This window comes from Methylobacterium sp. Leaf111 (genome assembly GCF_001423285.1).
In the GTDB taxonomy this organism is placed as follows: domain Bacteria; phylum Pseudomonadota; class Alphaproteobacteria; order Rhizobiales; family Beijerinckiaceae; genus Methylobacterium.
Genome location: NZ_LMNE01000035.1, coordinates 1 through 12964 on the forward strand (window position 1 = coordinate 1; position 12964 = coordinate 12964).

The 12964-nt window shown below is 66.8% G+C and carries 13 protein-coding genes, 2 tRNA genes and 1 pseudogene; 8 read left to right on the forward strand and 8 right to left on the reverse strand.

All coding sequences use genetic code 11. The features are described from left to right. Positions 1-287: 287 nt before the first annotated feature. From ASF41_RS25065 to ASF41_RS24075, 3 genes are all read right to left on the reverse strand, one after another. On the reverse strand, positions 288-782 hold the full coding sequence (locus tag ASF41_RS25065) for a hypothetical protein (RefSeq protein ID WP_210166993.1): 495 nt from the start codon (positions 780-782) through the stop codon (positions 288-290). Positions 783-1775: 993 nt separating this feature from the next. Beyond that, positions 1776-2045, reverse strand: coding sequence for a hypothetical protein (locus ASF41_RS25070; RefSeq protein WP_156653335.1), 270 nt, complete (start codon positions 2043-2045; stop codon positions 1776-1778). Continuing rightward, entirely contained in the window at positions 2045-2983 is a 939-nt protein-coding gene (locus ASF41_RS24075) for an integrase arm-type DNA-binding domain-containing protein (RefSeq protein WP_082504626.1), read from the reverse strand. The genes ASF41_RS25070 and ASF41_RS24075 overlap by 1 nt, the downstream gene beginning before the upstream one ends. A gap of 240 nt (positions 2984-3223) precedes the next feature. Between ASF41_RS24075 and ASF41_RS16415 the strand changes: the two genes are divergently transcribed. Beyond that, a complete protein-coding gene (locus ASF41_RS16415; RefSeq protein WP_082487198.1) occupies positions 3224-3511 on the forward strand; it encodes a hypothetical protein in 288 nt (95 codons plus the stop codon). Between the two features lie 42 nt (positions 3512-3553). Further along, positions 3554-4187, forward strand: a pseudogene (locus ASF41_RS16420) (Crp/Fnr family transcriptional regulator). Between the two features lie 43 nt (positions 4188-4230). Here the strand turns inward: ASF41_RS16420 and ASF41_RS16425 are convergent. From ASF41_RS16425 to ASF41_RS16440, 4 genes are all read right to left on the reverse strand, one after another. Next, positions 4231-4752, reverse strand: coding sequence for a CAP domain-containing protein (locus ASF41_RS16425; protein ID WP_056495063.1), 522 nt, complete (start codon positions 4750-4752; stop codon positions 4231-4233). Between the two features lie 130 nt (positions 4753-4882). Then, positions 4883-5098, reverse strand: a complete 216-nt coding sequence (locus tag ASF41_RS16430) for a hypothetical protein (protein ID WP_056216766.1) — start codon at positions 5096-5098, stop codon at positions 4883-4885. 76 nt (positions 5099-5174) lie between these two features. Further along, a tRNA-Asp gene (locus ASF41_RS16435) sits at positions 5175-5251 on the reverse strand. Positions 5252-5277: 26 nt separating this feature from the next. Beyond that, positions 5278-5354, reverse strand: a tRNA-Asp gene (locus ASF41_RS16440). 293 nt (positions 5355-5647) lie between these two features. Here ASF41_RS16440 and rpmI point away from each other — a divergent pair. The 6 genes from rpmI (at position 5648) to ASF41_RS16470 (ending at position 12085) form a co-directional block, all read left to right on the forward strand. Further along, positions 5648-5851: a 50S ribosomal protein L35 gene (rpmI, locus tag ASF41_RS16445; RefSeq protein ID WP_018044555.1), complete on the forward strand. Its 204-nt coding sequence runs from the start codon at positions 5648-5650 to the stop codon at positions 5849-5851. Positions 5852-5899: 48 nt separating this feature from the next. Beyond that, positions 5900-6271 (forward strand): 50S ribosomal protein L20, encoded by a 372-nt coding sequence (gene rplT / locus ASF41_RS16450; protein ID WP_055955353.1) that lies wholly within the window; start codon positions 5900-5902, stop codon positions 6269-6271. 229 nt (positions 6272-6500) lie between these two features. Next, a complete protein-coding gene (gene pheS / locus ASF41_RS16455; RefSeq protein ID WP_056495065.1) occupies positions 6501-7583 on the forward strand; it encodes a phenylalanine--tRNA ligase subunit alpha in 1083 nt (360 codons plus the stop codon). 106 nt (positions 7584-7689) lie between these two features. Next, on the forward strand, positions 7690-10113 hold the full coding sequence (gene pheT, locus ASF41_RS16460; protein WP_056495068.1) for a phenylalanine--tRNA ligase subunit beta: 2424 nt from the start codon (positions 7690-7692) through the stop codon (positions 10111-10113). A gap of 15 nt (positions 10114-10128) precedes the next feature. After that, positions 10129-10971: a DUF1186 domain-containing protein gene (locus ASF41_RS16465; RefSeq protein ID WP_056269932.1), complete on the forward strand. Its 843-nt coding sequence runs from the start codon at positions 10129-10131 to the stop codon at positions 10969-10971. Positions 10972-11317: 346 nt separating this feature from the next. After that, on the forward strand, positions 11318-12085 hold the full coding sequence (locus ASF41_RS16470; protein ID WP_056495071.1) for a Bax inhibitor-1/YccA family protein: 768 nt from the start codon (positions 11318-11320) through the stop codon (positions 12083-12085). Between the two features lie 104 nt (positions 12086-12189). On the opposite strand, the gene ASF41_RS16475 is transcribed toward ASF41_RS16470, so the two are convergent. Beyond that, positions 12190-12564: a DUF2794 domain-containing protein gene (locus ASF41_RS16475; protein ID WP_056216782.1), complete on the reverse strand. Its 375-nt coding sequence runs from the start codon at positions 12562-12564 to the stop codon at positions 12190-12192. Positions 12565-12964: the final 400 nt, after the last annotated feature.

Below are 12964 nucleotides of genomic sequence, written 5' to 3' on the forward strand. Positions count from 1 at the left end.
CTCGATCAGCTCCTCGCGGCTCAACCGCTCAAGATCGCTGCGCCCCATCCCATGAAGGAATCAGCGAAATCCGACCCGCGCAAGGGCCTGGGTAATTGCTCGGCAGGAGCACGCGCGCCGGAATTCCAGCGTCGCGGAAAGGTTTCGTTGCATCGCCGAATGTCGACCTTGACTTGACCTCAGCACTCATCTTGATTGAACCTACATAGCGAAAGCGGCTTGTTGGGAAACTGGCCGGCATTTCTCGGATTTGGGGGCGGGGGTGCTTCGTTACGGGGCGCTCCCGTTCACGTTTCCGCCGCTCTATTCCCTGAGCTATGTTTTTCGCGCCGAAGCTTGAGTTCCTCTCGGATGGCACGAATATCCGCCATCGCGGCCTCGACCTTGATCTGATCGGCGCGCTCAAGCTTGGCTGTATCTCCTAGGGTCAAGCGGACTAAGGCATCAGTCCTGGCCTGTTCCGCCTGATTGTCTGACGGAGCGAATGTCAGAACGAGGTGAAGAGCTCGCGCCCTGCGCTCTGCCCAATGCTGGAGGCTCACGTCGGCTCGCTTTCGGCGAGTACTCTGGCAACCTTTCACACCAATGGTTAGGTCGAGGTGCCAGCCAAAACATGGTTCGAGAGATTGCATCAGCAAATCAGCATCATTCGGAACCAATAATCTTTGGCGGCGTTTCCTTAAACTTTCAGCATCGGCGTTTTGTTTGGAAATCAGGCTTATCGGCTTCACGAGAGTCATTTCCATCACTTGAGCTTTGAAGGCTTTCGCGTGGAAGAGCATCACGCGGAACCGGTTGGTGGGGTAAGCCGATTTCTGGCAACCCAACAATCAGCACCTGCGGAATTGTAATTTCATCATCGCGGGGGCTTAATTCTATTTTATGACTGTTTTCTGTTTGGGTTTAAATGCACCTGCTGTTTTCAGGGGTGAGCTACCTACAGGCGGGAGACGCCTCTCCGAATGATACCTTCAGCGGATAGCCCCCGGCCATCTCGGAAATCGCGGTTCTATCCAGCGTAACGACCAATACGCCGGTCTCCGTCCAGCGCGCCTCAATCCGATCCGTGAGGAGAACCGCCATAACGCCTTCGGGAAGCTCCTTCGTCATCACGACAGGCACGCCGCCAATCTCAGTGACCTTCGCTGTCCGAATGCCTTTGGTGGCGATCCTCACGAGGCCACGTTTGATGTGAGCCTCCGGCATTCTCGAGTGACCTACGCCTACCGCCACGTCGGCGCTCGTAGGATGTACCCGGGCCCTGCGCGGGCCGCTTACGGCGCCTTGCGTTCCGGCCGGGTGTGAGGTGCCATGGTGGTGCTTGCCCCTGGCTGTGCGGTCGTTCTGGTGCGGTTCGGTCATGGCTCAGCCCGCCTGCCGCGCGTTGAACTCGATTAGCGTTCCAAGACGCCACCCGAGTTTTCGAGAGCCAAGGCGTACAGGCGCCGGGATTTTGTTCTCCCGGCATAGTCTACGCCAGTGTCCGACCGAAAAATTACATAGTGCTGCGGCTTCGTTGGTCCCGATTATTCTATTTAATACCAGATGTGAGGCGACTTCTGTTGGAAGGTCTGAAAGGTAGTTCTCTGCCATTACGGTCCCGTCTTGTGGATGCATCAGTGGCGTATGCCGTAAGAACCGGCCCACGCACTATGGTACGCACAAGGAGTCGTGTCGCGTCAATAGCAAACATTCCGTTATATAAAGCAAAATTCAGAGCGGCATACGCTGGATACAATAGAGCAAGAGAGTTTTTTGGGTATCGAGTTTTATAATTATTTCCGGAAGTTCGCCTGGTCAAAAATATAATCCGACCATTTCTCCAGGGCGTGGCGCTTTTCGGTGCTGTAAATTGCCCGATTATAAATTCCAGCCACGCCCATTTTTGAGGGGCCAGTAATATGGTTCACCACGGCCTCGACCACGTGGGGCAAAATTCCAAGATGCTCATTCATGTGGGTCACGACCGTTCGGCGGATATCATGAATTCTCCACGGAACGACTGGCGCAGCACCTTCGCCTGAAAACCAAACCCGCGTATCCATCACCCGCTTGTCGAGCCGTTCCTTGGATTTTGACCACCCCTGAAAAGGGCCTTCCTATCGCCGAATAGAAAATCTCGGCCGTCGCGAGCCGGCACTGCGTCAATGACCTCAAGCGCGGCGCTGGATAGAGGCACATCGTGAGGAAGGCCATTTTTGGTTCGCTCGGCGGGCAGGCGCCATGTTTTCGAGGCGCGATCGATTTCCGACCAGCGCATTCCGCCGACCTCATTTCGCCGTTGACCCGTCAATAAGAGCAACCGGATGATGCGACCGTAATCGGTGTTGCCGCGGGCCGCATTCCAGACCTCGCATATCTCCAATTGCGTCAGCACACGCGTTCGGCTGATTTCCTCGACGGCCTTGCCGGTCGCGATCACTGGATTGGAGTCCACGTGCCCTTGCCGCATCGCCCAGGTGTACATCGCCGAAAGGCAGGTGCGCCCCCGATTAGCGGCGTGGGGACCGCGCTGGGCCGCGATATCGTTAAGCCATACGGCTACGTCTCGCCGCGTGAGGCCATGAATTGGAAAATCGGCTATCGGAGCGAGGTAGCGGAGGAGATACCGTTCCGTCTCGGCATAGGAATTCGCCCGCTGTCGCTTATTGGCGTGAACGAGATATTGGGTCGCCACGCTCGCAAGGGTGATTGCCGCACGTGCGCGGGCCTCGGCTTTCTCCTGTTGCGGGTCGCCCCCGAGTTGGACCTTGGCGAGAATTTCCCGCGCCCGCTTGCGGGCGTCGTCCGCCTCAAGGGCGGCGACGTTGCCGACTGTAATTCTCCGGTGTTTCGCCCCAACTCGATATTGTACGATCCAGGTTCGCTTTCCCCCGGCTCGGAGCCGGATTCCGAACCCGGGCAGCGCGTCGTCGAAAACGATCCGTTCGGATTTTCCTTCCAGGATTTCCAAACTGACGATATTGGCACGTGAAAGCCGCATGTGGGCCTCGGCTGGGAAGCGCTGGGAAGCACGCTCCTGTCACCTGCTGGCCATTTTTGGCAACCAAAATGTGAGGGTCGCCGACCTAAATGGCTGATAATTCGCAATTAATGGGAGACAGAAATGTTTCCCTACACCGGACGCCGAGCTTTACACGGAGAGGGTCGGGGGTTCGAGTCCCTCACCGCCCACCAGTCGCAACGCGGCGATCGCGACCCTGCCCCAACGCTGAGGTGTCCCGTGGCGGACGATGCCGAGATCCACGCGAGGCCGGCCCGGGGATTCCCGCCGCCCTGGATCGTGGTCGAGCGGGACGGAAGCTTCTGCGTCGAGGACGGAGAGGGCTTGGCCGTGGCCTGGACCTACTTTTCGGAGGAGGCCGGTGCCCATGCGGCCACGGGCGCGATGACCCGGGAGGAGGCGCAGCGCATCGCCAAGGCGATCGCCATGGTGCCGGAGATGCGGACCATCATCCGCTCCCTGCAGGATGGTCTCGCCGAGGCGGATGCCGACGATGGGCGGGGCTGAGAGGGCGCGATCGGTCGGGACCCTGCCTTGACCGGGGTCGGCATCGATGGGGTCGAGGCCATCGGGTATTCCGGCACGGCTCTCACCATCACGGCCTCGGCGATGACCACCATGATCCCGCTGCGGATCATCGCCCTCGTCCCCAGCGTGGCCGTCATCACCTAGGGCCTGCTGATCGGGAGCTGACCGGTGGTCCTCACCGAGGCGATCCAGACCCCTTCAACGCCTATCGGCTCTGGCAGATGGTGCGCCTCGTGCGCCAGGGGGAGGCGGCGGCCGAGGGCGACCTCTCCCTCGACTGGCGCCGGCCCTTCGGCCGCGCGGTCCGCTTCCGGGCGGGGCGGACCGTCTTCCGCCAGGGCGATGACGCGGCCGAGATGTTCGACGTGGAGAGCGGTCGCTTCCGGAATACGGGATCGCGGTGCGGGCCGGCGGGGTCGTCGGCGAGCTCGGATTGCTCTCGCCGAGCAACACCCGGACCGCCTCGCTGATCTGCGTCGAGGCGGGGCAGGCCCTGCGAATCTCCTATTCGGAGGTCAAGCAGCTCTATGACCAGAACCCGGAATTCGGCTTCTCCTTCCTGAAGCTCACCAGCGAGCGCCTGATCCAGGGGGCGCAGGCGCGCGCCCAGCCCCACGAGGCGGCGGGACCCGCGGCTCGGACCGGGGCACTCTGAGGGGGCACCGCGCCACCGGCCGCGAAGGCCAGTGCGCAACGTCTCAGCCGCCGGCCATCACCAGGGCCCAGTAGCGCTTGTAACGGGTGCCCGGCGCGTCGACGCGGGCGATGCCGATGCGCCGGAGCTGCGGGATCAGCATGTTCCTGTTGTGCTCGGTCGAGGCCTTCCAGCGGGCCAGCACCTCGTCGAAGGTGGCCGAGCCGGCGCTGAGGTTCTCCGCGGCGTAACTCCGGCCGAAGCCGGCCTGGGCCATGCGGGAATCGAAGGTGCCGCCGATCTCGTGGCTGAGGCGGCCGGCCTTCGCGTTGGAGGCCGCCTGGTACGAGGCGGCCCGGATCAGGCTCGAATCGATCACCACCGGGCCGAGGCCGTGCTGCGCCCGGTAGCGCGAGATCGCGGCGGCGGCCGCCTGCTCGTCCAGGATGACGAGGCTGGTGGGCTGGTCGGGGGCGAGGAGGGTGGGGGCACCGCAACCGGCCAGTGCCAGCAGGACGGCGAGGCCGAGGGCGCCCGCGCCGAGGCGGAGCGGCGGGCGCGGAGGGGCGGGACGGGGAAAGCGCATCGGTGCGGACGGATCTCGGGAATGGGCCTGTCGGCCCTTCGCCTCCGCATTCCATGCGGCGAAAACGCGGCGGCCCGCACGGGTTCGCGCGCCGGAGGGGCGCCTGTGTCTCCCCGGTCACGGGGCAAAGTCAGATCCGCGTGCCGCGATCGCGGGGCGGCGCGCCGCAGCGCCAAGCGGTGATGCGGAATTCGGGATGGCTGCCGATCCACTGCGCCAGCTGCGGCTGCGCCACGTGCAGGCAGGCCGGGGCGTCGTCCACGTCGAGGGCGAGCCTGCGCGACTCGCAGGTATCGGGCGCGCGGGCGAGGCAGACGGTGAAGTAGAGGAAGAAGACACCCGACATCCGTCGCCCCCCGAAGAATCCTCGGGAAAGGGTAGGGCGCGGCGGGGAGAAGACGAATGGTGCGTGCGGAACGCGATGGCGCGGGCGACGGGACTCGAACCCGCGACCTCCGGCGTGACAGGCCGGCACTCTAACCGACTGAGCTACGCCCGCATCCAATATTCGGCGAAGAAGTGACGTGGCGCGGGCGACGGGACTCGAACCCGCGACCTCCGGCGTGACAGGCCGGCACTCTAACCGACTGAGCTACGCCCGCTTGACGTCCCGCCCCGTTTCCGGCGGTGTCGGGGGTGTAGGTTCAGCGCCCGGGGCTGTCAAGCAATCCCCGAGCGCATTCGGTCGGGAATTTCCGGTCCCGCCTCGGTCGCGCGATGGAGCCCCGAGAGGCGGCATTGAAACCGCGTCGCTTTTCTGTCATAGCCCCCTCGCGTTGAACCGCCCGGCCGATCGGGCTGCCGTGGCGGTTCGTGCTGCTCCATCAGAAGCATCAACCGAGCGCATCTCTTCGATCCAGCCGGATCGGAGCCGCTGCGCGTTCAGGAGAGCCAAATGCCCAAGCTGAAAACCAAGTCGGGCGCGAAGAAGCGCTTCAAGATCACCGGCACCGGCAAGGTCATGTATGCCCAGGCCGGCAAGCGCCACGGGATGATCAAGCGGACGACGAAGCAGATCCGCAACCTGCGCGGCACCACCACCCTGTTCGAGGGCGATGCTGCCAACGTGAAGAAGTACTTCCTGCCCAACAGCCGGTAAGCCTTCACGACGCCGACACTGCTTTTTTCGTAATCCAGGAGAACTCCCATGGCCCGCGTCAAGCGCGGCGTGACCAGTCACGCGAAGCACAAGAAAGTCCTCAAGGCCGCCCGTGGTTATTACGGCCGCCGCAAGAACACGATCCGGATCGCCAAGCAGGCGGTCGAGAAGGGCATGCAGTATGCCTACCGCGATCGGAAGAACAAGAAGCGCACGTTCCGCGCCCTCTGGATCCAGCGCCTCAACGCCGCGGTCCGTGAGCATGGATTGACCTATTCGCGCTTCATCAACGGCCTGTCGAAGTCCGGCATCGAGGTGGACCGCAAGGCCCTCTCGGAGCTCGCCATCCACGAGCCCGCCTCCTTCGCCGCCGTGGTCGAGCTGGCCAAGGCCGCCCTCCCGGCAGCCAAGGCCGCTTGAGTTAAGGCCGCCTGAGGCGAGCTCGGCTCGCCCAAGCCGGGCGCTCTTCTTCACGAAAGGCGCGGCGCCCCCGGGGAGCCGCGCCTTTCGTCTTTGTGCCCGACGATCCGGGGTTTTCGACCCCCTGCCGCTTGCGTTGCGGCCGGGGACCGGGAAAACCCTCGCCCCGATGCCGATCGAGCCCGCCCGGTCCCGCGAGGGGCGGCGCCGCAGCCGGTGAGTGGAACCGATGACCGATCTCGACACCCTCGAAGGCGACCTGCTCCGTCAGGTCGCAGACGCCGCCGACGAGGCCGCCCTCGACGCCGTGCGCGTCGCGGCGCTCGGCAAGAAGGGGTCGGTCTCCGAACTCCTGAAGACCCTCGGGGCGATGACCCCCGATGAGCGCAAGGCGCGCGGCCCCCTCATCAACGGCCTGCGCGACCGGGTGCAGGGCGCGCTCACGGCCCGGCGGGACGCCCTGGCGGAAGCGGCCCTCGCCGCCCGCCTCGCGGCCGAGCGCATCGACGTGACCCTGCCGGTGCGCGAGGCGCCGGAGGTGCGCGGCCGCGTCCACCCGATCAGCCAGGTCATGGACGAGATCACGGCGATCTTCGCCGACATGGGCTTCTCGGTGGCGGAAGGGCCCGACATCGAGACCGACGACTACAACTTCACCGCCCTCAACTTCCCGCCCGGCCACCCGGCGCGAGAGATGCACGACACCTTCTTCCTGGACCCCGACCGCAACGGCCAGCGCAAGGTCCTGCGCACCCACACCTCGCCGGTGCAGATCCGGACCATGCGGTCGCAGCAGCCGCCGATCCGGGTGATCTGCCCGGGCCGGACCTATCGGCACGATTCCGACCAGACCCACACGCCGATGTTCCATCAGGTCGAGGGGCTGGTGATCGATAAGGCGGCCAACATCGCCAACCTGAAATGGGTGCTGGAGGAGTTCTGCCGCACCTTCTTCGAGGTCGAGGCGGTGAAGATGCGCTTCCGCCCGTCGTTCTTCCCCTTCACCGAGCCCTCCGCGGAGGTGGACATCCAGTGCTCGCGCAAGGGCGGCGAGATCCGTTTCGGCGAGGGCACGGACTGGCTCGAGATCCTCGGCTGCGGCATGGTCCACCCCAACGTGCTGCGCAATTGCGGCCTCGATCCCGACAGCGTCCAGGGCTTCGCCTTCGGCGTCGGCATCGACCGGATCGCGATGCTGAAGTACGGGATGCCGGACCTGCGCCCCTTCTTCGAGGCGGACGTGCGCTGGCTCGACCATTACGGCTTCCGGCCCCTCGACATCCCGAGCCTGGTGGCCGGGCTGACGGGCTGATCCCCGGCTTTCGCGCGCCGGCCCCGGCCGGACGAGACCTTTTCTTTCCTGTTCGGCGCCGGCATCCCGCCCACCTGGGAGCCTCGGACGCCAGGGGATTCAAGCGATGAAACTCACCCTCTCCTGGCTCAAGGATCACCTCGACACCGAGGCGTCCCTCGACACCGTGGCCGAGACCCTGACGCGGATCGGGCTCGAGGTCGAAGGCATCGAGGACAAGGCCGCCAGCCTGAAGCCTTTCGTGATCGCCCGCGTGCTCACCGCCGAGCCGCACCCGAACGCGGACCGCCTGCGCGTCTGCACGGTGGAGGCCGGCACCGGACAGCCCGTGCAGGTGGTGTGCGGCGCGCCCAACGCCCGCGCCGGGATGAAGACGGTGTTCGCCCCCCCGGGCACCTACGTGCCCGGCCTCGACAAGGCCCTGGCGGTGGGCACCATCCGGGGCGTCGAGAGCCTCGGCATGCTGTGCTCGGGCGCCGAGCTCGGCCTCGGCGACGAGGCCAGCGGCATCCTCGACCTGCCCGCGGATGCGCCCACGGGCCAGCCCTACGCCCTTTACGCCAAGCTCGACGACCCGGTGGTGGAGATCAACCTCACCCCGAACCGGCCCGACTGCACCGCCATCCACGGAATCGCCCGCGACCTCGCGGCGACCGGCCTCGGCGATCTCAAGCGCCCGCCCCAGCCGCCGGTGCGCGGGGAGGGCGCCTGCCCGGTGCCCGTCACCCTCGATTTCGCGGCGCCCGACGCGGGCCTCTGCCCCTACTTCACCCTGCGCCTCGTGCGCGGCGTCAAGAACGGCCCCTCGCCGGGCTGGATGCAGGCGCGCCTGCGAGCGCTCGGCCTGCGCCCGATCAACGCGCTCGTGGACATCACCAACTACCTGACCTTCGACCGCGGCCGGCCCCTCCACGTCTTCGATGCCGCCAAGGTGGCGGGCGGCCTCGTGGTCCGCCGCGCCCGCGACGGCGAGACCCTGAAGGCCCTCGACGGCAAGACCTACGCGCTGACCGGCGAAACCGTCGTCATCGCCGACGACAAGGGCGTCGAGTCCATCGGCGGCATCATCGGCGGCGAGGCCTCGGGCTGCGACGACGGGACCACCGACGTGCTCATCGAATCGGCCCTGTGGGACCCGGTGAACATCGCCCAGTCCGGCCGCCGCCTCGGAATCATCACCGACGCCCGCTACCGCTTCGAGCGCGGCGTCGATCCGGCCTTCACCCTGCCGGGCCTCGACCTCGCCACCCGCCTTGTCCTGGAGATCTGCGGCGGCAGCCCGAGCCAGCCCGTGATCATGGGCGAGCCGCCCCAGACCGAGCGCGTCATCGACTTCCCCTGGACCGAGACCCGGCGTCTCGCCGGGATCGAGCTCTCCCGAGCCGAGATGAAGGTCACGCTGGAGGCCCTCGGCTTCCACGTCGCCGGCTCGGGCGACCGGGTGAAGGTGCTCACCCCCTCCTGGCGGCCGGACGTCGAGGGCAAGGCCGATCTCGTCGAGGAGATCATCCGCATCGCCGGCCTCGACCGCATCGAGCCCAAGCCCCTGCCGCGCATCGAGGCGGCGGTGGGCAAGCCGGTGCTGACCGTGTTGCAGAAGCGCACGCGCCTCGCCAAGCGGGCGCTGGCCAGCCGCGGCCTCGTCGAGGCCGTGACCTGGTCGTTCATTCCGCACGACGACGCGATCCTGTTCGGCGGCGGCGGCGCCGACCTCGCCCTGGCCAACCCGATCGCGGCCGATCTCTCCGACATGCGCCCAAGCCTCGTGCCCGGCCTGCTGCGCGCCGCCCAGCGCAACGCCGACCGCGGCAGCCCGGACGTCGCCCTGTTCGAGGTCGGCCAGTGCTTCGCCACCGATCAGCCGGAGGGGCAGACCATCCGGGCCGCCGCCATCCGCCGTGGCACCGCCACCCAGGCGGGCGCGGGCCGGCACTGGGACGGACGCACCGACGGCGTCGATGCCTTCGACGCCAAGGCCGACGCCCTGGCCCTGCTCGCCGCCTTCGGCATTCCCACCGGCGGCCTGCAGGTCGTGGCCGGCGGCCCGGACTGGCTGCATCCCGGCCGTTCCGGTACCCTGCAGTTCGGCCCCAAGAACCCAGTCGGGTTCTTCGGTGAGGTCCATCCCCGCGTGATGAAGGCCCTTGACCTCAAGGGCCAGCTCGTCGCCTTCGAGATCACCCTCGACGCGGTGCCCCTGCCGAAATACCGTCCCACCAAGGTCAAGCCGGCGCTGGCCCTGTCGGACTTCCAGCCGATCTCCCGCGACTTCGCCTTCGTGGTCGGCCGCGACGTTGCGGCCGGGGACGTGGTCAAGGCCGCGCAGGCCGCCGAGCGCAAGCTCATCGCCGGCATCGACGTGTTCGACCTCTACGAGGGCGTCGGCATTCCGGAGGGCGCGAAGTCGGTGGCGATCGCGGTCCGCCTTCAGCCGGTGGACCGAACCCTCACCGATGCGGAGATCGAGGCCGTCAGCGCCCGGATCGTCGCCGAGGTCGCGCGCAAGACCGGGGCGACCCTTCGCTCCTGACAGGAGAGACCACCCATGCTCGATGCGGACCTCGTCGCCGCCCTCTCGGCCGCCAAGTACCTCCCGGCGCCCGAGATGCGCGCGGCCCTCGCGGAGCCGGATCGCATCGCCGACGCGGTGCTCGCGGTCCTCGATCGGGCCGCCCGGGAGCCGGACCTGGAGGAGGCCGAGGCCGACCTCCTGTTCTGGGGCCTGCACGTCCTCGCCGCGGCCCGGGACAGCCGGGTCTACCGGCCGCTGATCCGGCTGCTGGCCCTGGACGGCGAGACCCTCGACATCCTCCTCGGCGACGCGGTGACGACGACCCTGACCCGGATCCTCGTCAGCGTCTTCGACGGGGACGCGGCTCCCCTCGGCGCCCTGCTGGTCGACAGCACCGTCGACGATGCCGTGCGGAACGAGGCCTTCGCCGCCCTGGCCTACCTGACCCAGACCGGCCGCATCCCGCCGCAGGAGACCCACGACCTCCTGGTCCGCTTCGACGACAAGCGGGCCGCCGTCGAGGGCGACCTCGCCTGGGCCGGCTGGGAGGAGGCGATCGCCCTCCTGGGCCTGCGCGACCTGGGGGGACGCGTCCTCGCCGCCCGCCGGGACGGGCGGCTCACCGAGTCGAACAGCGACCCGACCTGGTTCCCCAGGGCCCTGCGCGAGGCGGAGGCGGAGGGCGACGACCTCGGCCGCTTCGATCCCCTGCGCTTCGGCCCCCTCGAAGACCCCCTGGCGGACCTCGCCTGGACGGCGGAGGGCTTCGGCCAGCCGGTGCGCAATCCCCTGAAGCACGTCGGCCGCAACGACCCGTGCCCCTGCGGCAGCGGCAAGAAGTTCAAGAAATGCTGCCTCGACAAGGCCGTCGCCTGACGGGGGCTCGCGGAGCGGATGGCGCCGCTCCGCCGGGTGCCCCGCGACCACGCGGGCGCGCCGCTGCGGTCCGGTTCGGTGCAAGGACGGAACCCGGAAATCCACCTTGGTTAATCCCGGGCCCGCGCAATGCTCGCATGGTCAGGCCCCTTTTTAATCCCTGCCGGATCGAACAAAATACCAGCATAGCCCGGTGCGATTCCGGCGTTTCAGCCTGGGCCGGCCCTTGTGCGGGGCAGCGTGACCGAACATATTTCGCCCTGAGGCGTCGCTTGGCGCCAAGAGGTCCTGTGCGTGAGCCTCATTCCGAAATCACACGCTGAGAGAGCTTCCAAGGGAAACTCCCATGGCATTCGATAACAGCCCCTTCCGGTATGGCGCCCAGCCGACCGGGTACGCCGGCAGCCAGGTCGAGATCGACCAGGGCCTGCGGACCTTCATGCTCGGCGTCTACAACAACATGGTCATCGGCCTCGGGATCTCCGGTCTCGTGGCGCTCGGCCTCAACATGGCCGCCGTCGCGCAGACGGCGACCGGCCGCGTCGCCCTGACGCCGTTCGGCCAGCTGCTCTACACCAGCCCGCTGAAGTGGGTCGTCATGCTGGCGCCGCTCGCCTTCATCTTCATCTTCTCGATGCGGATGGAACGGATGTCCGCGGCCTCGGCGCGCCTGACCTTCTTCGCCTTCGCGGCGGTGATGGGCGCCTCGATGTCCTCGCTCCTGCTCGTCTTCACGGGCGCGAGCGTGGTGCGGGTGTTCTTCATCACGGCGGCGACCTTCGGCGGTCTCAGCCTCTATGGCTACAGCACCAAGCGCAGCCTGTCGGGCATGGGCTCGTTCCTGATCATGGGCCTGATCGGCCTCATCATCGCCTCGCTGGTGAACATCTTCCTCGCCTCTTCGGCGCTTCAGTTCGCGATCTCGGTGATCGGCGTGCTGATCTTCGCGGGCCTCACCGCCTACGACACACAGAAGCTCAAGGAGATGTTCCTCTACAGCAGCGCCGATGCCGAGGGTGCGGCCAAGCTGTCGGTGAACGGTGCCCTGACCCTGTACCTGGACTTCATCAACATGTTCCAGATGCTGCTCTCGCTCCTCGGCGACCGTCGCTGAGCGAACCCGGTCTCTCGGAGGCATGACGAAAAGGCCCCGGCGGGACACCGCCGGGGCCTTTTTCATGGGCTAAGTGCCGGGGCCCGGGCGCCACGCGGGCGCGATCACACCGCCCGCAGCGGTGGCTCCAGGACGGCCAGGACGCGAGCGAGGTCGGTGCCGCGCTTCATCACGAGGCCGGAGGCCGCCACCACGGCGTAGGCGCCCTGGCGCCGGGCGAGCTTGGGGTCCTTCTCGACCCGGTAGAGGGGCATCTCGGAGCTGCGCCGGTAGATCGAGAACACCGCCTTGTCGCGCCGGAAATCGAGGGCGTAGTCGCGCCACTCGCCCTGCGACACCATCCGTCCGTAGAGGTTGAAGAGAACGCGCAGCTCCGCGCGGTCGAAGGCGATCTGGGGCTGCACCGGCGCGGTCGGGAAGGGGATGACCCGGGCGGCGGCCTCGGGCGATCGCGAATCGGCACCGGTTCTCTCGCTCATCGTCACTCCTGTCCCGGATTGATCCCTCATGATGGTGCTGGGCCCTCCTCGCGGCAAGGGCGACGACTCCCGCTCGGCACGGACACACATCACCACGATTTCGCCGCCATGAGGCCCAGCGTCGGCCTTGATGGAGAGTGACACCTGTGGCCGAAACTTCGTCGATCCCGTTCCGGCGCGGCGTCCGATCTCCACGGCTCCCCAGCTCTTCGGACGGCGCCCGATTCGGCGGGACCGGCACTCCAGAGGTTTCGAGACCCAAGGACTTCAGGCCGCCTCTTCGGAGCGCGGCCCTTTTTTTCTAGGCCGGCAAAGCTGGCTGTCTGGTAGGTTTAGTTCTGGGGGCGCCATTTTGGAGGCGCGGGATGTCGCGAAGGCAATCGCGGACACCGGATGTGGA